The sequence below is a fragment of the Kitasatospora sp. NPDC004272 genome (assembly GCF_053603035.1).
This window is the reverse complement of sequence record NZ_JBSGET010000037.1, coordinates 24,882-48,407: the sequence shown is the minus strand read 5'-3', so window position 1 is coordinate 48,407 and position 23,526 is coordinate 24,882. Positions and strand designations below refer to the sequence as shown.

Below are 23,526 nucleotides of genomic sequence, written 5' to 3'. Positions count from 1 at the left end.
ACCGCCCTCCCGCCCCGGCCGCGCCCGAACTACACTCCCCGCCATGCCATCCCCCGCGTACGAGACCCAGGCCGAACGGGACGCCGCCGCCGCCGAGTTGGGCGCCGAACTGGCCCGAATCGCCGCCGAGGAGGGCCTCCCGCTGCCCGCGCCCAGCGAACTGGCGTGGTTCAGAGCCGGGTTCGAGGGGGAGCACAAGCACCCGGCCGGTTCCGGGCGCCCCGGCGAACCGGTGCCCGACCGGGCCGTCCTCTACCGGAAGCAGGACGGCACCACCCCGTACCTGTACCTGAGCCGCGGCTGGGTGACCCTCGCCCTGGGCCGCACACCGGACCTCGCCGAGGCCCTCCGGGCGGCCGCGCGCTGGCTGGCGGGCGCCCGGCTGCCGGAGATCCGGCGCACCGCACCGTTCCTGCACGTCGAGGACTGGGCACTGGCCCACGAACGGGCACCGCTCACCGCCGCCGAACTGGAGTGGCGGACCCGTCTGCAGCACTTCGACCACGGCTACTACCCCGACCCCGACCACGTCCGGGACCTGTGGCGGGCGGCGTTCGCCGAGCCCCGGCTACGCCGGCTGCTACCGGTCAGCAGCCACTACACGCTGTGGTTCTCCACCCGGCCGCACTTCCCGTTCGAGAACGTCGGCGTGGCCGTCGAACCGCACCCCGACGGGAGCTGCACCGTCCGGCCGTGGCGGGCGGACGGCCCGGTGGCCGACGCGCTCCCCGAACCGGTCACCGTCGCCACCCCCGCCGAGGCCGCAGCCCTCGCCGCGGCCGTCCTGCCCCCCGAACCGCACTGACGGACCGCGCCGGGAACCGCACGGAGAACCGCACGGACGGGCCCGCTCCGGCTCCGACGCCCGGACGGAGCAGCCGCACCTCCGCCCGGGCGCGTCGCGCCCCCGGGACCGGGCCGGGGACGGTGAGGATGGGCAGCGGCCCCCGACCCCTCCCTCACGCCGGAGTGCACCATGGAGCTGTTCCCGCCCCTGCCCCTGGAGTCCTGGCGGGACACCAAGGAGACGCTGCACCGCTTCGCCCAGGTGATCGGCAAGATCCGGCTGGCCGGCAGCGCCCGCCGCAACCACTGGTGGAACGTCCCCTTCCACCTCACCGGACGCGGCATCACCACCCGCCCCACCGGCCCGACCCGCGGCGGCGACGCCTTCACCATCGACTTCGACTTCACCGACCACCGCCTGTACGTCCGCACCCTCGACGGCGCCGAGGACTCCTTCCCGCTCGCCGGACGCTCCGTCGGCGACTTCTACCGCGACACCCTGCGCGCCCTCGTCCACCTCGACATCGACGTCCTGCCCGAGCACCCCTACCCCTACGACCTGCCCGACGCGCACCGCCCGTTCGCCGACGACCACGAGCACCGCAGCTACGACCCGGCCGCCGTCACCACCTACTGGCACGTCCTGAGCCAGGTCGCCCTGCTGCTGGAGGAGTACGCCGCCGGGTACTCCGGCAAGACCAGCCCGGTCCACCACTTCTGGCACACCTTCGACCTCGCCGTCACCCGCTTCTCCGACCGCGAGATCGACCAGCCCGCCGCCGACAGCGTCACCCGCGAGGCGTACTCCCGCGAGGTCATCAGCGCCGGCTTCTGGTTCGGCGACGACAACGTCCCCGCCCCCGCCTTCTACTCCTACACCGCCCCCGAGCCCGCCGGCCTGGACGCCCGCCCGCTGCGCCCCGACACCGCCCGCTGGTCCCCCAACCGCGGCAGCCACCTCGCCCTGCTGATGTACGACGAGGCCCGCGCGGCCGCCGACCCCTGGAACACCGTCCTGGAGTTCCTCGACTCCGCCTACCGCGCCGGAGCCGACCTGGCCGGCTGGGGCCGCACCCGCGAGTGCCCCGGCGGCATCACCGACAGCGAACTGCGCACCCTGCCCGGCGCCGACGGCCGGTGACGCTGCCCTAGCCGGTGACGCGGCCCTAGTAGAAGTGCCGCAGCCGGGGCCACAGCCGGGACCAGGGGGCGACCGTTCCCGTGCACAGCAGGACCGGGGCGTGCTGCTCCTCGTTGGCCAGCCGGTGGCCGTTGTCGACCTCGGCGACCTGGCGGCAGCCGGTGAAGGCCCGTTCGACCGCCGGGTACGGCTTCGGGTGGACCAGCACCACCGGCCCGGTCGCCGAGTCCGGGGGCGGGCCCCAGTCGTAGAAGGACATGTGGCCCGAGTACGGGGTCGGCAGGCCGTAGCGGGCCCCGTAGTGCACCAGGGCCCCGGCCTCGCCGTAGTCGGTGGCGAACACCACCGCCCGCCCGCGCTGCTCCGGCGGGACGGCCGCCCAGCCCGCCGCGACCGCCGCCGTCAGCTCGGGCCACCCCACCTGCTCGGCGGACTCCGGGTAGAGCGCCGACAGCACCGAGAGCTGCCGGGGCGCCAGGACGGGCAGCGTGATCAGTGAGTTGACCAGCGCGGCGACCAGCAGCAGCCCCACCAGCCGGACCCGGCCGCGCCGGTGCTCCGGCCCGGGCCGCCACAGCCGCTCCGCGACCGGCCCGCACCCGGCGGCCATCACCAGCAGCAGCGGCGGCAGCGCGTAGTACGGCTTGCCGCCGAGCACCAGCACCAGCGCGCACAGCGCCAGGTACGCGTACCCCAACGGCCTCGCCCAGCGCACCCGTTCGTCGTCGCGCAGGCGGCGGAACCCGGCCAGCCAGACCGGGACCAGCACGGGGGAGAGGTAGACCAGCTGCATCGGGACGAAGGTCAGCCGGTTGGTCAGGCCGTCCTTGCCGCTGATGCCGGAGGCGACGGTGAGCTGCGGCCAGCCGTGCGCCGCCTCCCAGTACAGGTTCGGCGCCGCCACCAGCAGCGCCAGCAGCGCGCCCGCGGGCAGCCACCCGCCGCGCAGCACCGCGCGCGCGGCGGGCCCGGCGCAGGCGATCGACGGCAGCAGCGCGGCGGCGAGCAGCAGCACCAGGTCCTTGTTCAGCAGGGCGATCCCGCTCACCGCGCCGACCGCGAGCCACCAGCGCCGGTCACCGGTGCGCAGCAGGCGCAGCACCAGCACGCCCAGCAGCGTCCAGACGAACAGGTCGAAGCTCGCGGTGCTCAGCAGGTGGCCGAGCGCCAGCACCAGCGCCGAGACCGCCGCCCCGGCCGCCGCCAGCACCTGGCCGGCCCGGTGCGCCCCCAACTCCCGTGCGGCGAAAGCGACCAGCACGACGGTGGCCGCGCCGAGCAGCACCGCGACCGCCCGCAGCCCCGCCGGGCCGTCACCGAACGCGGCCGTCGACAGCCGCGCCAACAGCGGTGTCAGTGGCGGCTGGTCGACGTACCCCCAGGCCAAGTGCCGTCCGGCGGCCAGGAAGTAGAGTTCGTCCCGGTGGAAGCCGTACCACCCCGCCAGGGCCGCCTGCACCGCCGCGAACCCGGCCGCCACGCCGAGCACCGGGCCGACCGCGAAACGGACCGGGGCAGTTGGGCGGCCCGCCCCGGAGCCGTCGGCGGTGCTGGACGCTTTCCCCCGTGTGTCCATACCGGGGAGTGTGGCAGCGCGGGTCGTCCGTGCCCATCCGGGATGACCCTGAAGGGTCGTCAAGAATTGTTCAAGGAACGGGTGTTGCCCGATCGGGACCAGACCGGCAGGAAACCCTCCCGGTAGCGGGCACCGAAGCCGCCGATCGGCAGGATCTCGCCGACGGCGGCCGAGTCGGCCGGGGTGAGGGCGAGTTCGGCGGCGGCCGCCCTCTCCTCCAGCCGGGGGCGGCACGGGCGGCGGGCGCGTCGCCGGACCCGCCGCCCCCCGACGGCTACATCCGGTCCGGGGCCTGCAGGCCGAGCAGGTCCAGGCCCCGGGCCAGCGTCCGGGCGGTCAGCCGGCACAGCGCCAGCCGGTTCGCCCGGACGCCCGCGGAGTCGGCCTTCAGGACGGGGCACGCCCCGTAGAAGTCGGTCAGCGCCTTCGCCAGCGAGAACAGGTACCCGCACAGCCGGTGCGGCTCCAGCTCCGCCGCGACCTCGCGCAGCGTCGCGTCGAAGCCGTCGAGCGCCAGGACCAGCGCCCGCTCGGCCGGGTGCAGCGCCAGCGAGGTGTCCACCGGGGTGTCGAGGGCCTCCTGCGGCGCCTTGCCCAGGACGGTCCGCACCCGGGCGTGCGCGTACTGCAGGTAGACGCCGGTGTTGCCCTGGAGCGCGACCATCTGGGCGATGTCGAAGACGTAGTTCTTCGCCCGGGACGTGGCCAGGTCGGCGTACTTCACCGCGCCGATCCCGGCCGCCCGGACGACCCGCTCCAGGGCCGCGCCGTCCAGGTCGTGCGGCTTGTCGGCGATGGCCTCCCGGGCCCCCTCGACCGCCGCGTCCAGCAGCTCGGACAGGCGCACCGTCCCGCCGGAGCGGGTCTTGAACGGGGTGCCGCCCGGGCCCATCACCGTCCCGAAGGGGACGTGCACCGCCTCGACCCCGTCGGTGAGCCAGCCGGCCCGGCGGGCGGTGGCGAAGACCATCCGGAAGTGCAGGGCCTGCCGGGCGTCGACCACGTACAGGATGCGGTCCGCCTCCAGCTCCCTGATCCGGTGCCGGAGCGTGGCCAGGTCGGTGGCGGCGTAGCCGTACCCGCCGTCCTTCTTGCGGACGATCAGCGGGACGGGCTCCCCGTCCGGGCCGGTGACGTCGTCGAAGAACACGCACAGCGCCCCGTCGCTGTCCACCGCGATGCCCGCGTCGACCAGCTCCCGCACCACCTCCGCCAGGACCGGGTTGTACGTCGACTCGCCCGCCGAGTCCTCCGGCGTCAGCAGCACGCCCAGCCGGTCGTACAGCTGCTGGAACGCCGCCGTGGACGCCGCGACCAGCTCGCGCCACACCGCCAGCGTCGCCCCGTCGCCCGACTGCAGCGCCACCACCCGCAGCCGGGCCCGCTCGACGAACGCGGGATCGGCGTCGAAGACCTGCCGGGCCGCCCGGTACAGGCCGTCCAGGACCGAGACCTGCTCGCCCGGGTCGACGCCCCGCCACCGCGCCTCGGGGTGCTCGTCGATGTACTGGATCAGCATCCCGAACTGCGTGCCCCAGTCACCCAGGTGGTTCTGCCGTACGACGTCCCCGCCCAGGAACGACAGCACCCGCACCAGGCAGTCGCCGATCACCGTGGTCCGCAGGTGCCCGACGTGCATCTCCTTGGCGATGTTCGGACCCGAGTAGTCGATCACCGTCCGGGTGCCGGCCAACGGCTCGCCCACCCCGAGCCGGTCGCCCGCCAGCCGGGCCTCGACCTGCCGCCACAGCTGCGCGTCGTCCACCGACAGGTTGAGGAAACCGGGCCCGGAGAGCGTGGAGGACACCGCACCGCCCGCCAGCTCCTGCTGGAGCGCCTGCGCCAGTTCCCGCGGGGGCTGCCCGGCCGCCTTCGCCAGGGAGAGGGCGACGTTGGACTGGAAGTCGGCGTGCTCGGAGGGTCGGACCAGCGGGTCCCGCTCGGACAGCCGGCGCGGCAGGACGCGGGCCATCGCCCCCGTCACGGCGTTCTGCGCAAGGACCATCGCTGCGAGTACCTCGGTCACGGGAATTCCCTCTCCGGCGCGGACCCCGGGCCCACCGCCAACTTGCGCAAAGGGTAGTGGCCCTGACGCGCCGTAGCTGCGGATTATCGGCGGGCCGCGGTCCCGCCGCGATCCGGAACGGGCCCCACGCCGCCGAGCCGGCCCGGCGCACGCCGGACAGGGCTCAGGAGCCGGTGCCCCGCCGCACCAGCAGCGAGCCGCCCAGCACGAAACCGGCCAGGATCGACACCAGGCCGAGCACCAGCGACGGGCTGACCGGCCCGCGCCCCGGCCCGCTGCCGGAGAGGTCGGGGGCGGCCAGTCCGGGCGTTCCCGCCGAGGGGGCGGCCCCGGCCAGGGCGGGGGCGGGGGAGTCGGACTCCGGTTCGGGCGTCGTCGTCGGGGTGCTTTCGGCGTCCGCGGAGGGAGCCGCGGAGGGCGTGGCGGACGGCGGGGGAGGCGGGGTGTCGAAGGGGAGGGCCACGGCCTCCGGGGCCGCCTCCGCCGGGACGGACGCCGACGCCGTGGCGGACGGGGACGCGGACGCGGACGCCGAGGGCGAGGGCGAGGGCGAGGGCGGTGCGGAGGGCGAGGGCGCGGCGGCCTCGTACCGGAAGGCGGCCCGGGCCTGCGTCCGCCCGTCCAGCGTGCCCGCGTCCCGTCCCGCGGCGTCGAGCAGCCGGTAGTCCGCGACCCCGTCGGTCTCCACCGCGTACCCGCCGCCGGGCAGCGCCGCGTCCAGCCCGATCCGGGCCCGGAAGGTCAGCGTCCCGCGCGGCTCGACGGCCGGTGGCGGGGAGAGCGTCAGCCCCCAGCCCGTCCCGCTGTGCGTGTCGGAAGTCCGCCAGGCACCGGTGGCAGGATCCTGCCACTCCACCGAGACGCCGTCCGCCGGCCCGGACGGGTCGTCCGCCGACGCGACCCGCAGGAACAGCGAGTCCACCAGGATCCGGTAGCGCGACGTCGACCGCACCGTGAAGACCGCCGTGAACCCGCCCCCGTCCGCCACCCGAGCCGGAACACCGCCGATCACGGTCGCCACCGAGCCGCTGCCCGGTGCCGCCGCAGCCACCCCCTGGACACCGAGCACCGCGCCCAGCAGCGCGAGCACCGACAGCACCACCACCCGCACGACGCGCCGCGCCGCCACCATGGGACCCCCCGAGTCCGAGAGGCGCGGGCGCTGCTGCACCCGTCCCGCGCCGACGCGCGCAGCGTAGCCAGGAGAGCGGCAACGAAGCCACCAAAGCCGGGTCAACTGTCGGCGAACAGGCCCGGAACCGGCCGCCGCGGCGACGCGCTAGCGGCGACGCGCTAGCCTGGGGCCGTGCAGCAGTCCCGCAGGCGCGACCGGCGCCCGCCCCGGCGCGGGGCGGGGAGCGCGGGCCACCCCCAGTGGACTGCGGCCGAGGGGGACCGGGTGGTGCTGGTCGGCCACTTCCCCGCCCGCCGACGGGACTTCGCGGCGGTGATGGACGCGGCCGCCGCCGCCCTGGAGGCCCGCGGGATCCGGGTGGTGGACCAGCTGGTGCAGCGGCGCGGCGTCTCGGCGGGCGGCGCCCGCCGGATGGGCCTGCCGCACTCCGAGCGCACCCTGCTCAGCACCGGCAAGGCCCGCGAGGTGGCCCGGGCCTGCGAACGGACCGACGCCGCGGCGGCCGTCTTCCTCCCCGCCCTGACCGACCGCCAGCGGCACGCCCTGACCGCCCTGCTGGGCCGCCCCGCGCTCGGCCTGCCCGACCTGCTGCCGGAGCCGCCGCCGGGCCTGCTGCCCGCCGCGCCTGCTGCCGCGCCCCCTGCTGCGCCCGCGCCGCCGCCCGGAGTGCCCGCCGCCGCGCCTACGCTGGCGGACATGGCACCGACCCCGCACGCACCGACCCCGCAGCCGGCCGGACCGACCCCGAGCGCACCCGGTACCCCGAGCACACCCGGCACCCCGGACGCCCTGGGCGCCCTGGCGACCGAGGCCCGGCGGCCCGGCGGCGCCGAGATCGACCTGCTGCCGACGCTGGAACTCGCCCGGCTGATGAACGCCGAGGACCGGACGGTGCCGGAGGCGGTGGCCGCCGAACTCCCGGCGATCGCCGCCGCGGTGGACGCGATCGTCGAACGGATGCGCCGCGGCGGCCGGTTGGTGTACGCCGGGGCCGGGACGGCCGGACGGCTCGGGGTGCTGGACGCCGGCGAGTGCCCGCCGACCTTCGGCACCGCGCCCGGACAGGTGGTCGGACTGATCGCGGGCGGCCCCGCCGCGCTCACCTCCGCCGTCGAGGCCGCCGAGGACGACCGGGCCGCCGCCGTCGCCGACCTGGACGCGCTCGACCCGACCCCCGCCGACACCGTGATCGGCGTCTCCGCCTCCGGCCGCACCCCGTACGCGCTGGCCGCCGTCGAGCACGCCCGCGCGCTCGGGGCGCTCACCGTCGCCCTGGCGGGCAACCGCGGCTCCGCGCTCGGGGCCGCCGCCGAGCACCGGATCGAGGTGGTCACCGGTCCCGAACTGCTGGCCGGCTCCACCCGGTTGAAGGCCGGGACGGCGCAGAAGCTGGTGCTCAACACGGTCTCGACGCTGGTGATGGTCCGGCTCGGCAAGACCTACGGGGACCTGATGGTCGACGTCCGCGCGACCAACGACAAGCTGCGCGCCCGCTCCCGCCGGATCGTCGCCCTCGCCACCGACGCCGGACCGGCCGACGCCGACGCCGCACTGGCCGCCACCGGCGGTCGGGTCAAGGACGCGATCCTGCTGCTGCTCGCCGGGGTGGACGCGCCCACCGCCGCCGCGCTGCTGGCGCGCCACGACGGCGTCCTGCGCAACGCCCTCCGGGAAGCCCTGGGTTGAGGAGTCAGAGCTCCTGCTCGGCCCAGATGGTCTTGCCGCGCGGGGTGTGCCGCGTCCCCCAGTTGCGACACAGCTGGGCCACCAGCAGCAGGCCGCGCCCGCCCTCGTCGTCGTTGTGGGCGCGGCGCAGGTGCGGGGCGGTGCTGCTGCCGTCGGAGACCTCGCAGATCAGCACCCCGCCGTCCCGGATCAGCCGGAAGCCGATCGGCGGCCGCCCGTAGCGGACCGCGTTGGTGATCAGCTCGCTGACCACCAACTCGGTGACGAAGGACGCCTCTTCGATCCCCCAGTCGGTCAGCTTCGAGGCCGCCAGCTTGCGGGCCCGGGCCACCTCGGACGGGTCGTGGCGCAGCGGCCAGTCGGCGACGTCCTGGGTGTGCAGGGCCCGGGTGCGGGCCAGCAGCAGCGCGACGTCGTCGGTCGGGGCGTCCGGGCCGAGGGTCGAGGAGAGCACCTGGTCGCACAGGTCCTCCAGCGAACCGGCCGGGGCGGCGAGCGCCGACCCGAGCCGGCCGAGCCCGAGTTCGGGATCGCCGCGCAACTCGGAGGCGCGCAGCAGGCCATCGGTGTACAGGGCCAGCACGCTGCCCTCCGGCACCTCCAACTCGGCCGCCTCGAACGGGAGTCCGCCCAGACCCAGCGGCGGACCGGCTGGCAGTTCGGGGAAGGACACCGTGTTGTCCGGGCCGACCAGGGCCGGCCCCGGATGCCCGGCCCGGGCCAGCGAGCAGGACCGGTTCACCGGGTCGTACACCGCGTACAGGCAGGTCGCGCCGACGCTGCTCCCGGCCCAGGCGGTGCCGCCCTCGGGCAGCTCGTCCAGATCCACCCGCAGCACCAAGTCGTCGAGGTGGGTGAGGAGTTCGTCCGGCGGCATGTCGATGTCGGCCAGCGTGCGCACCGCCGTGCGCAGCCGGCCCATCGCGGCCGAGGCGGGCACGCCGTGGCCCACCACGTCGCCCACCACCAGGGCCACCCGGGCGCCGGACAGCGGGATCACGTCGAACCAGTCGCCGCCGACGCCCTCCCGGCCGCCCGCCGGGAGGTAGCGGAAGGCGACCTCCACGGCGGCCTGCCGGGGCGTCCGGCTGGGCAGCAGGGAACGCTGCAACGCCAGTGCGGTGTCGCGCTGTTGGGTGTACTGGCGGGCGTTGTCGACGGAGAGCGCAGCGCGCGCCGTCAGCTCGGTGGCCAGCAGCAGGTCGTCCTCGTCGAACGGCTCCGGCGAGCGGTGCCGCAGGAAGATCGCCACGCCGAGCGTCGTCCCGCGCGCGGTCAGCGGCACCAGCAGCGAGGAGTGGATGCCGAACTCCTGCGCCAGCCGCTCCCGTTCGGGCTCCTGGGCGAGCCAGGAGCGGATCGCCGGATCCCGGTAGTCGGTGTGCAGCGGACGCCCCGAGGCCAGCACCCGGGCCATCGGCGAGTCCGCCGCGATCACGTCCCCGCGGCCGGACACCACCGCGGACTCCGGGCTGCCCGGCAGCACCGAGCGCTGGGCGACCCGGTAGAACACCAGCCCCGCCTCCGACGGCGGGGCGCCGCCGAACACCGAGTCGAGCAGGTCGACGCCCACGAAGTCCGCGAAGCCCTCGACCGCCACGTCCGCCAACTCCTGCGCGGTGCGCTCCACTTCGAGGGTCGAGCCGATCCGCAGACCGGCCTCGCCGAGCAGCGCCAGCCGCTGCCGGGCCCGCTCCGCCGAGGAGGCCGCGGAGGCTGCGGAGTCGGCGGAGCCCGAGGGGGCGGCGGAGCCGGAGGGGGCGGGCGCCGGCCCGGCCGCCGCCGTGGTCAACGGCCGCAACGGCTGGAGCGGCTGCAAGGGTTGGGCGGACAGCACCCAGGTCGGTTCGCCGCGCGCCGTCCGCACCGGGACCACGGCCAGCTCGACCGCCACCGGATCGTCCTCCGACCGGGACAGCCGCACCATCCCGTCGAACGGCCGGTGCCCAACCACCGCGCGCAGCAAGGCGACCGGCACCCGGCCCGCCAGCAGTTCGACCGCCGGACGCCCGAGCACCCGGCCGGCGCCGAACCCGGTCAGCCGCTCGGCCGCCGCGGACCAGCCGGTGACCAGCCCACCGCCGTCCACCGTCGCGGTCGCCGCCCGGCCCGGAACCCTAGTCGCCATGTCCGTCCATCCCCTCTCGGAGGCAGCAACCGCCAGGCCATTCCTCCCAGCATCACCCCCCGGCGTGGACGCCTCAAACCGCCACGCCGTACGACCGCCCGGCCGGGCCGGTTGACGGGCCCCGGCGGCGGGCAGGCCAGCGGGTGGCGGACGGACGACGACCGAGGAGCGGTACCCATGGCGGCAACGGTGGACGCACCGTGGACGGTCACCCTCGACTACTCGCACGACGCGGCCCTCGCCCTCGCCGTCCGCGACGCGCTCGGCCTCACCGATCCGCTCGGCCTGCCGCCGGTCGACCCGCCCCTCGCCCTCGCGCACCCCGCCGGCCCCGACCCAGCGGCGCAGTGGCCGGCCTGGTGGGACAGCGCACTGACGGACCACTCCCCAGGCGCGCTCCCGCAACTCGACGGCCCGCTGGGGGAGTTCGTCCGGCAGCACGACACCGAACTGCTCGCCTGGAGCTCCGCCCGCAAACGGGAGCTGGCCGCACACTCCCGCCCCGCCCCCGGCCGCCCCCGGCTGGCCGACGCCCTCCGCGAACGGACCGGGCGGACGGGCGTCCGGCTTCCGGCGTTCCGGCTGCTGGTCCTCGCCCTGCCGGTCGCCGGCCCGCTGTTCCGGCCGGTCCGCGACGGTCTGGTCGTTACCAGCACCGCCCTGGTCGGCGACCGCGACGCCTATCTCGCCGCGCTCGCCGACCACCTGGTGCGCACCCACGGCTGAGCGCCCGGGTGGGGTCGGGCTCAGCCGGTCACGACTGCGGCCCCGCTTCGGCGCGGGGCACCCAGCCGTGGTCGGCGCCGGTGCGGATCAGGGTCCGGGCGTAGCTCCACAGTTCGGAGGAGGCGTCGCCGATGACGGACTTGCGGGCCAGCACGTCGGCGTCGGTGACCCCGGGAGTTCGCCAAGTTCCGCCGCGGTTGCCGTAGTTGAGCAGCAGCGGCTGGAGCCGGTCCATCGCCTTGGCGAACCGGGCCTCCGCGCTGGCACGTTCCTCGAACTCGTCCCAGAGTGCCCGGAAGTGGTCGCGCTGGTCGTCCGGCAGGATCGCGAACAGCCGGTCGGCGGCCGCGCGTTCGCGCTCCTCCTGGTCGGCCGAGGCCGCGGTGTCGTAGAGGAAGGTGTCCCCGGCGTAGATCTCGACCAGGTCGTGCAGGACGACCATGGCGAGCACCTTGGACCGGTCGATCGGCTCGTCCGCGTACTCGGCGAGCAGCAGCGTCATCAGGGCGAGGTGCCAGGAGTGCTCGGCGTCGTTCTCCCGCCGGTCGGCGGCCAGCAGCGGGCTCTGCCGGAAGACGTTCTTGAGCTGGTCCACCTCGATGATGAACTCGATCTGGCGGCGCAGCCGTTCGGGCGTTCCGTCGGGCTGCGGCACGGACGCGGCGAGCGTCGGGGCCTGGTCGTCACTGGGCACGGGGCCTCCCTGGGGCGGGCCCCGACGGATCACCGGGGCCGGGGCGTCAGGACTCGGGGTACCGGGTCAGGATACGCACGGACCGCCCCGCGCAAGGCCCGACCGCCCCGCCGGGGGCCGCTGGCCGGGCGCCACTGGCCGGGCGCCGGGCACGCTGCTGCCGACGAGCCGCCGACGAGCCGCCGACGCCGCCACCGACGAGTCGTCAGTGGCGGCGCCGACGGGCACAGCAGGGGTCAGGCGTCCTTGAGACCGGGGAAGTCCTCCTCCCAGAACTCGCGTTCGCCCCGGACCGGGCCGCCGGGGGCGCCGAGACCGGTGGCGGCGCCGGCGGCCGCCGCGTGGCGCTCCTCCTCCAGGCGGCGCAGTTCGATCCGCCGGATCTTGCCGGAGATGGTCTTCGGCAGGTCGGCGAACTCCAGGCGGCGGATCCGCTTGTAGGGGGCGAGCCGCTCGCGGGCGAACGCCAGGACCGAGCGGGCGGTCGCGGCGTCGGGCTCGTGGCCGGGGGCCAGGATCACGTACGCCTTGGGCACGGAGAGCCGCAGCGGGTCCGGGGAGGGGACGACCGCCGCCTCGGCCACCGCCGGGTGCTCGATCAGCACGCTCTCCAGCTCGAACGGCGACAGCCGGTAGTCGCTGCTCTTGAACACGTCGTCCGCGCGCCCGACGAAGGTGTAGTAGCCGTCGGCGTCGCGCTGCGCGACGTCCCCGGTGTGGTAGCGGCCGCCCGCCATCGACTCGGCGTGCCGCTCCGGGTCGTCCTGGTAGCCCGCCATCAGTCCGAGCGGCGCGGACGCCAGCGGCAGGCACAGTTCGCCGTCCACGCCGGTGCCGGTGACCTCCTCGCCGGTGACCGGGTCGACCAGGACGACGTCGTAGCCGGGCAGCGGACGGCCCATCGAACCGGGCTTGACCGGCTGGCCGGGGGTGTTGCCGACCTGCGCGGTGGTCTCGGTCTGCCCGTAGCCGTCGCGCAGCGCGACGCCCCAGGCCCGCTCGATCCGCTCGACCACCTCGGGGTTGAGCGGCTCGCCCGCGCCGACCAGTTCGCGCAGCGGCGGCTGCCACTGCCCCAGGTCCTCCAGCAGCAGCATCCGCCACACCGTGGGCGGCGCGCAGAAGGAGGTCACCCGGTGGCGGACCAGCGCGTCCAGCAGCGGGCGGGCCGAGAAGCGCGGCTGGTTGACGATCAGGATCTCCGCACCGGCGTTCCACGGCGCGAAGAAGTTGCTCCAGGCGTGCTTGGCCCAGCCCGGCGAGGACACGTTGAGGTGGACGTCGCCCGGTCGCAGGCCGATCCAGTACATCGTCGACAGGTGCCCGACCGGGTACGAGCGGTGGGTGTGCTGCACCAGCTTGGGGCGGCTGGTGGTGCCGGAGGTGAAGTAGAGCAGCAGCGGGTCCTCGGCCCGGGTCGGCCCGTCCGGGACGAAACCGCCGGTGTGCTCGGCCGCCCCCGCGTAGTCCGTCCAGCCGGGGACGGGCTCGCCGACCGCGATCCCGCGCCAGTCGCCCTCCTGCCCGGCGAAGCCGCCGGTGAGCGCGGACTCGGCGACCACGTGCCGCACCCTGCCCCGGGACAGCCGGTCGGCCAGGTCGTCCGCCGTCAGCAGGGTGCTGGCCGGGATGACCACCGCGCCCAGCTTGATCGCCGCGAGCATCACCTCCCACAGCGCCACCTGGTTGCCCAGCAGCAGCAGGACCCGGTCCCCGCGGGCGACGCCCTGCTCGCGCAGCCAGCCGGCCGTGCGGTCGGAGCGCTCGCTCAGCTCGGCGAAGGTCAGCGCCGTCTCCTGCCGCGGCGTGCCGTCCGCGTCCAGGTCGACGACCCGCAGGCCGACCGCCTCGTTGCCCGCCGCCAGGACGTCGAACCAGTCCAGCGCCCAGTTGAAGTGCTCGCCGGTGGGGCGCGGGAAGGCGCGGGCGGCGTCGAGGTCGCCGCGCGCCTCCAGCAGGTGGTCGCGCGCCGCGAGGAAGTCGCGGTGCGCGGCGGAGTCCGAGCCCCGTCGGGCGGCCGTGTCCGGTGCCATCTGTGTGTCCGTCCCTGCCTCTTCGACCCCGGCCGCCGCCTCGTTGCCCGGCCGCGGGCACACCAGCACGCTGCCAGCTCCTGTGATCATCGGTCAAGGGCAACACCGCATGTCACCGGGTACGCCCGCCGCCCCCGCCCCCGCCCGCCTCCGGTGCCCGCCCCCGGCCGGGCGAAAGCGGGTCGGTGGATTCGGCGCCAGCGGGAAGGAGGGGCCGTGACCGGAGCGGCGGACACGGAGAACGGGAGGGGACGGGCACGGTGACCGAGGACGACAAGGACGACAAGGACGGCAAGGGCGGTCCGGTGGACCGGGAGGACGGGAACGCGGCGGGGACGGGGACGGGCGAGGACGAGACCTGGTGGAAGTCCGCGGTCGTCTACCAGGTCTACCCCCGCAGCTTCGCCGATTCGAACGGCGACGGGATCGGCGACCTGGACGGCATCACCTCGCACCTCGACCACCTCGTCGGACTGGGCGTCGACGTGCTGTGGCTGTCACCGGTCTACCCGTCGCCGCAGGCCGACAACGGCTACGACATCAGCGACTACCAGGACATCGACCCGCTCTTCGGCGACCTGGCGGCGTTCGACCGGCTGCTGGCGGCGGTGCACGCCCGCGGCATGCGGCTGGTGATGGACCTGGTGGTGAACCACACCTCGGACCGGCACCCGTGGTTCCAGGAGTCCCGCGACCCGGCGAGCCCCAAGCGCTCCTGGTACTGGTGGCGCCCCCCGCGCGCGGCCACCGACCCGGGGGACCCCCGGCCGCACGGCACCGAGCCCAACAACTGGGGCTCGTTCTTCTCCGGCCCGGCCTGGACGTACGACGGGGCGTCCGGCGAGTACTACCTGCACCTGTTCGCCCCCGGGCAGCCGGACCTGAACTGGGAGGAGCCGCAGGTCCGCCAGGCCGTGTACGCGATGATGCGCTGGTGGCTGGAGCGCGGCGTGGACGGCTTCCGGATGGACGTCGTCAACCTGATCTCCAAGGACCCGGCCCTGCCGGACGGTCCGCTGCGCGGCGACGGCCCGTACGGCGACGGCTCGCCGTCCTACCTCTGCGGCCCCCGGGTGCACGAGTACCTCCAGGAGATGCACCGCGAGGTGTTCGCCCACCACCCGGGCCGACTGCTGACGGTGGGGGAGATGCCGGGGGTGACGGTCGAGCAGGCCCGGCTGTTCACCGACCCGGCGCGGGCCGAGCTGGACATGGTCTTCCAGTTCGAGCACGTCAGCCTGGACCACGGCCCCGGCGGGAAGTTCGACCCGCGGCCGCTGCGGCTCACCGACCTGAAGGCGTCCCTGACCCGCTGGCAGCAGGGCCTCGCCGACACCGGCTGGAACAGCCTGTACTGGAACAACCACGACCAGCCCCGGATCGTCTCCCGGTTCGGCGACGACGGCCCCCGCCACCGGGCCCGCTCCGCGACGATGCTCGCCACCGTCCTGCACCTGCACCGCGGCACCCCCTACGTCTACCAGGGTGAGGAACTGGGCATGACCAACGCCCCGTTCGCCTCGATCGGGGACTTCCGCGACATCGAGGCGCTCAACCACTACGCGCAGGCGCTCGCGGCCGGGCAGGACCCGGAGCGGGTGCTGCGCGGGCTGCGCGCCATGGGCCGGGACAACGCCCGCACCCCGATGCAGTGGGACGCCGCGCCCGGCGCCGGCTTCACCACCGGCACCCCGTGGATCGCGGTCAACCCGAACCACACCACCGTCAACGCCGCCGACGCCCGGCGCGACCCCGGCTCGGTCTACCACCACTACCGGCGGCTGATCGCCCTGCGCCACAGCGAACCGGCCGTCGTGCACGGCGACTTCACCCCGCTGCTGCCCGAGGACGAACGGGTGTACGCGTTCACCCGCCACCACCGCGGCACCACCCTGCTCGTCCTCGGGAACTTCACCGGCGAGCCGGTGCCCGTCGACCTGCCGCCGCGCTGGCGGGAAGCCGAACTCGTCCTCGGCAACCTGCCCGAGCCGGGCACCCCCGCCGACCCCGCCGGCCCCGCCGGCCCCGCTGACCCCGCCGACCCCGACGGCCCCGGGCCGGGCACCAGCACCGTCCTGGCGCCCTGGGAGGCGCGGGTCCACCGCATCACCGGCACCGAAGGAGAGCACGCCCGATGAGACTGACCGAGACCGCCGACCTGTGGTGGAGGAACGCGGTGGTGTACTGCGTGGACGTCGAGACCTTCCAGGACGGCAACGGGGACGGCGTGGGCGACTTCCCCGGCCTCACCCAGCGGATCGACCACCTGGTGCGGCTCGGCGTGACCTGCCTGTGGCTGATGCCCTTCCACCCGACCCGCGAACGCGACGACGGCTACGACATCACCGACTACTACGCCGTCGACCCCCGGCTGGGCACCCTCGGTGAGTTCGCCGAGTTCGTCCGCACCGCCCGCGACCGGGGCCTGCGGGTCATCGCCGACCTGGTCGTCAACCACACCTCCGACCACCACCCGTGGTTCCAGGACGCCTGCTCCGACCGCGGCGCCCGGCTGCGCGACTGGTACGTGTGGTGCGACACCCCGCCCGAGGACGGCCCGAAGGACATCACCTTCCCCGACGCCGAGCAGAGCCTGTGGCAGTACCACGAGCCCACCGGCCAGTACTACTTCCACCGCTTCTACAAGGAGCAGCCCGACCTCAACATCACCAACCCCGAGGTCCGCGACGAGATAGCGCGGATCATGGGCTTCTGGACGCAGCTGGGCCTGTCCGGGTTCCGGGTCGACGCGGTGCCGTTCCTGCTGGAGACCGCCGGGCAGGTGGACGCCGACGACCTGCCCGACCCGCACGCCTACCTGGCCGACCTGCGGGCCTTCCTCGGCCGCCGCAACGGCGAGGCCATGCTGCTGGGCGAGGTCAACCTGCCCTACGACGACACGCTCCGGTTCTTCGGCGACCCCGCCTCGGGCGGCGACGAGCTGACGATGTGCTTCGACTTCATCGGCATGCAGCGGATGTACCTGTCGATGGCCAGGCAGCAGGCCGCCCCGCTCGCCGGCGCGCTGCGCGAACGCCCGCAGCCGCCCCGCAACGCGCACTGGGCGACGTTCGTGCGCAACCACGACGAACTCACCCTCGACAAGCTCTCGAAGTCCGAACGCGACGAGGTCTTCGCCGCGTTCGGCCCCGCGGCCGACATGCAGCTGTACGGCCGGGGCCTGCGCCGCCGGCTGCCCCCGATGGTCGGCGGCGACCGGCGCCGGATCGAACTCGCCTACAGCCTGCTGTTCACCCTGCCGGGCACGCCGGTGCTCTTCTACGGCGAGGAGATCGGCATGGGCGAGAACCTGGACGCCGACGGGCGGCTCGCCGTCCGCACCCCCATGCAGTGGACCCCCGAGCCGACGGCGGGCTTCTCCGACGCCGACCCGGCCCGCTACCCCCGGCCGCTGCCCCGGGGCGCCTTCGGCCCCGAACACGTCAACGTCCGCGACCAGGCCCACGACCCGCACTCGCTGCTGGCCCGGATGCGCTCCTTCGTCCAGGGCTACCGCGAGGCCCCCGAACTGGCCTGGGGCCACTGCGAGATCCTCGACCCGGGCGACCCCGCCGTCCTCGCCCACCTCAGCTCCACCGGCGACGGCGCCGTCCTGGTGCTGCACAACTTCGCCGACCGGACGGTCACCGCCACCGCCGCCGGAGTGCCGGACGGCCCGCTGACCGACATCCTCACCGGGGCCGGCGTCGAACGGGCGGCGGGCGCGCCGCGCGTCGAACTGCCGCCGTACGGCTACCGCTGGCTGCGGGTCGGCGGGTCCTGACGCGCGCGCCGGGCCGGGGAACCGGCCCGGCGCCGCCGCTCAGACCCGCTCCTCCAGCCGGATCGCCTCGCGCAACTCCCGGTGCGCCTCGTCGCCGTCGCCCGCGTGCTGCTCCAGCAGGACGGCGGCGATCGCGTCCAGCTTGCGCTGCAGCGCGTGCTCCGCGCGGCGCTCCGCGTTCTTCAGCAGCGCCAGCAGCACCAGGGTGACGGCGGTCATCACGTCACCGGCGAGGATCTGCCACTCGGTCGACAGGCCCAGCGCGTGCACCACCAGGAAACCCGCCACCAGCAGCAGGCAGAACACCGAGAACACCGGCGAGCTGCTCAGGTTGGACGCGGCCTCGGCCAGCCGCTCGAACCGGCCCCGCCCGCCGTCGGTGCGTTCGGCGGGGTGCGGGAAGACGGTCATGCCGCCCTCCCCACCCGGCGGCCCGCCGGCGCGCCAGCCCCGCGCCGGGGCGCGCCCGTCACCGCCGGCGCCCGGCGTACGTGCCGAGGGCCACGGCGGCCGCGGTGGCGGCGAGGGCCCCGGCGACGGCGCCCCGGTGGGTGGTGGCCCACAGCTGCGGGCTCCGGGCGGTGGACCGGTCGGAGAAGCGGCCGCGCGCGCCGTGGTCCTCCCGGTCGTCCGCGGGCTCCCACAGGTTGGCCGGGTCGTCGCCGCCACGCGGCTGGTCGGTCTGCTGGGAGCCGAGCCCGGTCCGGGCCAGGTAGCGGTCCAGCAGCCCCGGCACCACCGCGTTGGCGATCAGGGTGGCCGCCGTGCTGCCGCCCACCCAGTACTCGCGCCGCCCCGGGTGGTCCGCCGCGTGGACGACCGCCCGGGCCGCCACCTCGGGCTGGTAGATCGGCGGGACGGGCTGGGCGCGCTTCGGCAGCCGGGAGAGCACCCAGTCGAACTGCGGGGTGTTCACGGCCGGCATCTGCACCATCGTGGTGCGCACCCCCGAACCGGCGGCCAGCAGCTCGCAGCGCAGCGCCTCGTGCCAGCCCTGCAGGGCGTGCTTGGCGCCGCTGTAGGCGCTCTGGTACGGGATGCCCCGGTAGGCGAGGGCGGAACCGACGTGCACGAGCGTCCCCCGGTCGCGGGGCAGCATGCGGCTCAGCGCGGCCCGGGTGGCGTACACGTAGCCGAGGTAGGTCACCTCGGTGACCCGGCGGAACTCCTCCGCCGAGATCTCGCTGAAGGGCGCGAAGACGGAGGTGAACGCGTCGTTCACCCAGACGTCGATCGGGCCGAGCTCGCGCTCGACGCGTTCGGCGGCGGCTTCGACGGCCTCCGGGTCGCTGACGTCGGCCTCGATCACGACGGCCGTCGTACCGGCCTTCCTGGCCTCGGCGGCGGCTGCTTCCAGCCCCGCGCTGCCCCGGGCGATCAGGGCGAGGCGGTCGCCGCGCGCGGCGAACGCCCCGACGCACGCCCGCCCGATTCCTGCACTGGCGCCGGTGATCACCACGACGCGTGAAGTGGGTGCGGTCATGCCCTGTGGTGTGTCCGGTCCTCCGCACCGCAAACCGGCCGGGCCGTCCGCGCCGCCGTCCGTGCCGTTCTCCGGGCGGCCGTCGCGCCACCGGATCCCGACCGGGCGCGACGGGCGGCGACGAGCAGCGCGACGGCCGGCGACGAGGCGCGCGACGGCCGGCGACGAGGAGCGCGAGGGGGCGGCGGAAACCCGTTTCCGCCCGCTCGCGGCCTGCCGTTATGATCACTGTCACCTCCCGGGCGTGGGCGCAGAGGCAGACGCGCCGCGATCACACCGCGGACCACGCCGGTTCGAATCCGGCCCCCGGGAGGCCCCACGACGGCCCCGTGGCGCAGCGGCAGACGCGCCGCACCGCCCGTGCGGAGCACGCCGGTTCTGATCCGGCCGGGCCCACCACCGCCCGTCGCCCCGCACCACCACTTCCGGAGGACCGCCCGATGAGCACGCCCCTGCCCGGCCCCCGGGAGCCGAACGGATCGGCACCCGGGGCGCCCCAGGCACCGGACGAGGCCGAACTCGCCGCCTTCGAGCGGACGCTGGGCCGGCTGTGGCTGCTGCCCGCCGACCACCCGGTGCGGCTGCGGGCCGAGCGCGGCGCCGAGTCCTTCGTCCGGGACGGGCGGCACGCCCGCCGTCGCACCCGCCGCACCGAGGCCGCCCGGGCCGACGCCGCCCTGGTCGGCGCCACCGCCACCGGCGGCGCCGCCCGCCGCGAGGACGCCCCGCTGCCCACCGCCGACGGGCACGTCCCGATCGGCGAACTCGCCCGCCCCCAGCGCTGCTACGTCTGCAAGCGGCTCTACCGGCAGCTCGACGGCTTCTACCACCGGCTGTGCCCCGACTGCGCCGCCGACCACAGCGCCCGCCGCGCGCTCAGCACCGACCTGACCGGCCGCCGGGTGCTGCTCACCGGCGGCCGGGTCAAGATCGGCTTCCAACTGGCCCTGATGATGCTCCGGGACGGCGCCGAGCTGATCGTCACCAGCCGCTTCCCGCACGACACCCTCACCCGCTTCCGGGCCGCCGAGGGCAGCGAGCAGTGGCTGCACCGGCTGCGGATCGTCGGCATCGACCTGCGCGACCCGCGCCAGGTGCTCGGCCTGTGCGAGCAACTGCGGTCCGAGGGACGGCCGTTGGACGCCCTGGTGAACAACGCCGCGCAGACCCTGCGCCGCCCGCCCGAGTCGTACGCCCTGCTGGCCGCCGGGGAGCACGGCCCGGTGCCCGCGCAGGTCGGCCACGCGCCCGGGTTCCGCCCGATGCCCGCGCTCACCGCCGCCTGGCCCGCCGCCGAACTCGCCCCCGGCGCAGGCGCGTTGCTGCCGGTCGGGCTCGACGCCGGGACGGTCGACGAGGCCGGGCTGCTGCCCGACACCGCGCCGGACAACTCCTGGTCGGCGACGCTCGGCGGCCTCGACCCGGCCGAGGTGCTGGAGACCCAACTGGTCAACGCGCTCGCCCCGGCGCTGCTCTGCGACCGGCTGCTGCCGCTGCTGGAGGCGTCCCCGCACCCCTCCCGCTACATCGTCAACGTCACGGCGGTGGAGGGCCGGTTCGAGGTGCGCAACAAGACGGCCGGGCACCCGCACACCAACATGGCCAAGGCCGCGCTCAACATGCTCACCCGCACCAGCGCCGCCGAACTCGCCACCCGCGGCGTCTACATGTGCGCGGTCGACACCGGCTGGATCACCGACGAGAACCCGGCCCCGAAGAAGTCCCGGCTAGCCGGGCAGGGCTTCCGCACCCCGCTGGACGTCGTCGACGGCGCGGCCCGGGTCTACGACCCGATCGTCCGGGGCGAGGCCGGGGAGCCGTTCGTGGGCGTCTTCCTCAAGGACTATCTGGTGGCGGAGTGGTGAGCGCAGCGTCTAGCATCGCCGCGACGGGGCCGTAGCGCAGCGGCAGGCGCGCCGCACTGCTAATGCGGAGGACGTCGGTTCGAATCCGACCGACCCCGTCGCCCAGGGGTGGGGCCGTAGCGCAGAGGCAGGCGCACCGGTCTCCAAAACCGGAGGACGTCGGTTCGAATCCGACCGGCCCCACTCCCGGGAACGTTCAGCGATGAGCCGCAAGGAGCGGGAACGGCCCAGGAGTTCGCCGGAGTCCCGTCGGTGCTGCCCCGCCCGGTCGCCGAACTCGCCCCGCTGCTCGCCTGGTTGCGCACCGGCACCGGCACCGACCGGCGGATCGATTTCCCGGCCGGCGCCGCCACCCCCACCCGCCACCTGCTCGGCAAGGGCGTCGCCGCCACCGTCCGGCACCGGCTGGGCGCCCTCAGCGCGGCCGTTTCGCCGCCGGTGCCCGCGCCGGACGTGGCGGCGGTGCTCAGCGTCCACCGCACCGCCGCGGCGCCGGAGCGGTGAGTCAGCGGGCGGCCATCCGCAGCGCGCCGTCCATCCGGATGGTCTCGCCGTTCAGGTAGTCGTGCTCGGCGATCATCGCGACCAGCTGGGCGTACTCCTCGGGGCGGGCCAGCCGCTGCGGGAAGGTGACGGTCGCGGCCAGGCCGGAGCGGACCTCCTCGGAGAAGCCCGCCATCATCGGGGTGTCGACGATGCCGGGGGCGACGGTGACCACCCGGATGCCGTACTGGGCCAGGTCGCGGGCGGCCGTGATGGTCATCCCGGCCACGCCCGCCTTGGACGCCGCGTAGGCAATCTGCCCGACCTGGCCCTCGAAGGCGGCGATCGACGCGGTGTTGACGACCAGGCCGCGCTGCCCGGCCGCGTCCGGCTCCTGCCCGGACATCGCCTCCGCGGCCAGCCGCATCACGTTGAAGGTGCCGACCAGGTTGACGTTCAGCACGCCGCGGAACAGGTCCAGGTCGTGCGGGCCGCGCCGGCCCACCACCCGGGCGGACGGGGCGATGCCCGCGCAGCTGACCGCCAGCCGCAGCGGGCGGCCGTCGGCGGCGATCCGCTCCAGCGCGGCGCGCACCGGCTGCTCCTCGGTGACGTCCGCCCCGAGCAGGGTGACGCCGTCGGGCTGCACGGGGGCGGACTCCACGGCCTTCGGCAGGTCGAGGCCGTACACGGTGGCGCCGAGCGAGGCCAGGTGGGCGGCGGTGGCCGCGCCCAGGCCGGAGGCGGCGCCGGTGACCAGAGCGGCGGTTCCGGAGAGCTGCATGGCGGTAAAGCCCTTTCGGTGGAGGGGAGTTCGGTGTCAGCGGGCGGCGAACTGGCGGCTGATCACCAGGCGCTGGATCTGGTTGGTGCCCTCGAAGATCTGCATGATCTTGGCCTCGCGCATGTACCGCTCGACCGGGAAGTCCCGGGTGTAGCCGTAGCCGCCGAGCACCTGCACCGCGTCCGTGGTGACCTTCATCGCGGCGTCGGTGGCGACCAGCTTGGCCACGCTGGCCTGCCGGCTGAACGGGCGGCCCAGGTCGCGGCGGCGGGCCGCGTCCAGGTAGGTGGCGCGGGCCGAGTCGACGGCGGCGGCCATGTCGGCGAGCAGGAAGCCCAGGCCCTGGTGGTCGACGATCCGGCGGCCGAAGGTGGTGCGCTCGTTGGCGTACGCCACGGCCTGGTCCAGCGCGGCCTGGGCCAGGCCGGTGGCGCAGGCCGCGATGCCGAGCCGGCCCGAGTCCAGGGCCGAGAAGGCGATCGGCAGGCCCTGGCCCTCGGTGCCGATCAGCCGCTCGCGCTCCAGCAGCGCGCCGTCCCAGTACGCGGCGGTGGTCGGCACGGCGTTCAGGCCCATCTTCTCCTCCGGCGGGCCGAAGCTCAGACCCTCGACCTGCCCGGGCGCCAGGAAGCAGGACACCCCGTGCGGGCCGGGCGCGGTGCGGGCGAACAGCGCGTAGAAGTCGGCCCGGCCGCCGTGGGTGATCCACGCCTTGGTGCCGGTGATCCGGTACCCCTGCTCCACCGGTTCGGCCCGGCAGGTCAGCGCCGCCGCGTCCGAGCCCGCGTTCGGCTCGGACAGGCTGTAGCCGCCGACCAGTTCGCCGGCCAGCATCCGGGGCAGCCAGCGCTCCCGCTGCTCGGGCGTGCCGTACGCGGTCAGCGGGTGGCAGGCCAGGGTGTGCACGCTGGTGGCCACCGCGACCGCCGCCCAGCGGGCCGCCAGCTCCTCCAGCACCTGCAGGTACACCTCGTACGGCTGCCCGCCGCCGCCGAACTCCTCCGGGTAGGGCAGGCCCAGCAGTCCCGCCTGCCCGAGCAGCGCGAACAGCCCTTCCGGGTAGCGCTCCTCCTTCTCGTGGGAGGCGACCCTGGTCGCGAGCTCCCGGTCGGCGAGATCACGGGTCAACGCGATCAGGTCGGCGGCTTCCTCGGTGGGCAGCAAGCGATCCACGGCCATGTTCCGGCTCCAAGCGG

18 protein-coding genes and 4 tRNA genes are annotated in these 23,526 nt (G+C 75.3%); 12 read left to right on the top strand and 10 right to left on the bottom strand.

Annotation, left to right across the window (positions count from 1 at the left end; genetic code table 11):
* Window positions 1-43 precede the first annotated feature (43 nt).
* A complete protein-coding gene (locus tag ACWEO5_RS14350; RefSeq protein WP_452162695.1) occupies window positions 44-805 on the top strand; it encodes a DUF6193 family natural product biosynthesis protein in 762 nt (253 codons plus the stop codon).
* Window positions 806-976: 171 nt separating this feature from the next.
* Window positions 977-1,927 carry a DUF5996 family protein gene (locus tag ACWEO5_RS14345; protein ID WP_452162694.1) on the top strand — a complete coding sequence of 317 codons (951 nt, stop codon included), beginning with the start codon at window positions 977-979 and terminating at the stop codon, window positions 1,925-1,927.
* A 25-nt stretch (window positions 1,928-1,952) separates the two neighbouring features.
* Here the strand turns inward: ACWEO5_RS14345 and ACWEO5_RS14340 are convergent, their stop codons facing one another.
* The 3 genes from ACWEO5_RS14340 to ACWEO5_RS14330 all read right to left on the bottom strand — a co-directional run bounded on the left by ACWEO5_RS14340 (window position 1,953) and on the right by ACWEO5_RS14330 (window position 6,661).
* Window positions 1,953-3,503 carry an ArnT family glycosyltransferase gene (locus tag ACWEO5_RS14340; protein WP_452162693.1) on the bottom strand — a complete coding sequence of 517 codons (1,551 nt, stop codon included), beginning with the start codon at window positions 3,501-3,503 and terminating at the stop codon, window positions 1,953-1,955.
* A gap of 274 nt (window positions 3,504-3,777) precedes the next feature.
* Window positions 3,778-5,529: an arginine--tRNA ligase gene (gene argS / locus ACWEO5_RS14335; protein WP_452162692.1), complete on the bottom strand. Its 1,752-nt coding sequence runs from the start codon at window positions 5,527-5,529 to the stop codon at window positions 3,778-3,780.
* 163 nt (window positions 5,530-5,692) lie between these two features.
* The gene (locus ACWEO5_RS14330; protein ID WP_452162691.1) at window positions 5,693-6,661 is read right to left on the bottom strand and encodes a hypothetical protein; all 969 of its coding nucleotides are present in this window, start codon (window positions 6,659-6,661) and stop codon (window positions 5,693-5,695) included.
* 699 nt (window positions 6,662-7,360) lie between these two features.
* On the opposite strand from ACWEO5_RS14330, the gene murQ reads away from it, so the two are divergent.
* The gene (gene murQ, locus ACWEO5_RS14325; protein WP_452162704.1) at window positions 7,361-8,350 is read left to right on the top strand and encodes an N-acetylmuramic acid 6-phosphate etherase; all 990 of its coding nucleotides are present in this window, start codon (window positions 7,361-7,363) and stop codon (window positions 8,348-8,350) included.
* Between the two features lie 4 nt (window positions 8,351-8,354).
* On the opposite strand, the gene ACWEO5_RS14320 is transcribed toward murQ, so the two are convergent.
* On the bottom strand, window positions 8,355-10,478 hold the full coding sequence (locus ACWEO5_RS14320) for a SpoIIE family protein phosphatase (RefSeq protein ID WP_452162690.1): 2,124 nt from the start codon (window positions 10,476-10,478) through the stop codon (window positions 8,355-8,357).
* A 177-nt stretch (window positions 10,479-10,655) separates the two neighbouring features.
* On the opposite strand from ACWEO5_RS14320, the gene ACWEO5_RS14315 reads away from it, so the two are divergent.
* A complete protein-coding gene (locus tag ACWEO5_RS14315; RefSeq protein ID WP_452162689.1) occupies window positions 10,656-11,204 on the top strand; it encodes a hypothetical protein in 549 nt (182 codons plus the stop codon).
* 28 nt (window positions 11,205-11,232) lie between these two features.
* On the opposite strand, the gene ACWEO5_RS14310 is transcribed toward ACWEO5_RS14315, so the two are convergent.
* Complete coding sequence (locus ACWEO5_RS14310; RefSeq protein WP_452162688.1) at window positions 11,233-11,898, bottom strand: HD domain-containing protein; 666 nt, start codon at window positions 11,896-11,898, stop codon at window positions 11,233-11,235.
* Between the two features lie 236 nt (window positions 11,899-12,134).
* Window positions 12,135-13,931 (bottom strand): AMP-binding protein, encoded by a 1,797-nt coding sequence (locus tag ACWEO5_RS14305; RefSeq protein WP_452162687.1) that lies wholly within the window; start codon window positions 13,929-13,931, stop codon window positions 12,135-12,137.
* A 260-nt stretch (window positions 13,932-14,191) separates the two neighbouring features.
* Here ACWEO5_RS14305 and ACWEO5_RS14300 point away from each other — a divergent pair, with 260 nt between their 5' ends.
* Both ACWEO5_RS14300 and ACWEO5_RS14295 read left to right on the top strand, forming a co-directional pair.
* Complete coding sequence (locus tag ACWEO5_RS14300) at window positions 14,192-16,069, top strand: glycoside hydrolase family 13 protein (protein ID WP_452162686.1); 1,878 nt, start codon at window positions 14,192-14,194, stop codon at window positions 16,067-16,069.
* Window positions 16,066-17,715, top strand: a complete 1,650-nt coding sequence (locus ACWEO5_RS14295) for an alpha-amylase family protein (protein WP_452162685.1) — start codon at window positions 16,066-16,068, stop codon at window positions 17,713-17,715. The genes ACWEO5_RS14300 and ACWEO5_RS14295 overlap by 4 nt, the downstream gene beginning before the upstream one ends.
* A gap of 39 nt (window positions 17,716-17,754) precedes the next feature.
* On the opposite strand, the gene ACWEO5_RS14290 is transcribed toward ACWEO5_RS14295, so the two are convergent.
* A complete protein-coding gene (locus tag ACWEO5_RS14290; RefSeq protein WP_452162684.1) occupies window positions 17,755-18,126 on the bottom strand; it encodes a low affinity iron permease family protein in 372 nt (123 codons plus the stop codon).
* Window positions 18,127-18,184: 58 nt separating this feature from the next.
* The gene (locus ACWEO5_RS14285; RefSeq protein ID WP_452162683.1) at window positions 18,185-19,198 is read right to left on the bottom strand and encodes an SDR family oxidoreductase; all 1,014 of its coding nucleotides are present in this window, start codon (window positions 19,196-19,198) and stop codon (window positions 18,185-18,187) included.
* A gap of 237 nt (window positions 19,199-19,435) precedes the next feature.
* Here ACWEO5_RS14285 and ACWEO5_RS14280 point away from each other — a divergent pair.
* The 6 genes from ACWEO5_RS14280 to ACWEO5_RS14255 all read left to right on the top strand — a co-directional run bounded on the left by ACWEO5_RS14280 (window position 19,436) and on the right by ACWEO5_RS14255 (window position 21,567).
* A tRNA-Val gene (locus ACWEO5_RS14280) sits at window positions 19,436-19,510 on the top strand.
* Between the two features lie 11 nt (window positions 19,511-19,521).
* Window positions 19,522-19,597 (top strand) — tRNA-Gly (locus ACWEO5_RS14275).
* 41 nt (window positions 19,598-19,638) lie between these two features.
* Window positions 19,639-21,063 carry an SDR family NAD(P)-dependent oxidoreductase gene (locus tag ACWEO5_RS14270; RefSeq protein ID WP_452162682.1) on the top strand — a complete coding sequence of 475 codons (1,425 nt, stop codon included), beginning with the start codon at window positions 19,639-19,641 and terminating at the stop codon, window positions 21,061-21,063.
* Window positions 21,064-21,088: 25 nt separating this feature from the next.
* Window positions 21,089-21,161 (top strand) — tRNA-Ser (locus ACWEO5_RS14265).
* A 12-nt stretch (window positions 21,162-21,173) separates the two neighbouring features.
* Window positions 21,174-21,246 (top strand) — tRNA-Trp (locus tag ACWEO5_RS14260).
* A gap of 69 nt (window positions 21,247-21,315) precedes the next feature.
* Window positions 21,316-21,567 carry a hypothetical protein gene (locus ACWEO5_RS14255; protein ID WP_452162681.1) on the top strand — a complete coding sequence of 84 codons (252 nt, stop codon included), beginning with the start codon at window positions 21,316-21,318 and terminating at the stop codon, window positions 21,565-21,567.
* A gap of 1 nt (window position 21,568) precedes the next feature.
* Here ACWEO5_RS14255 and ACWEO5_RS14250 read toward each other — a convergent pair whose 3' ends face one another.
* A complete protein-coding gene (locus ACWEO5_RS14250; RefSeq protein WP_452162680.1) occupies window positions 21,569-22,330 on the bottom strand; it encodes an SDR family NAD(P)-dependent oxidoreductase in 762 nt (253 codons plus the stop codon).
* Between the two features lie 36 nt (window positions 22,331-22,366).
* On the bottom strand, window positions 22,367-23,509 hold the full coding sequence (locus ACWEO5_RS14245; RefSeq protein ID WP_452162679.1) for an acyl-CoA dehydrogenase family protein: 1,143 nt from the start codon (window positions 23,507-23,509) through the stop codon (window positions 22,367-22,369).
* Window positions 23,510-23,526: the final 17 nt, after the last annotated feature.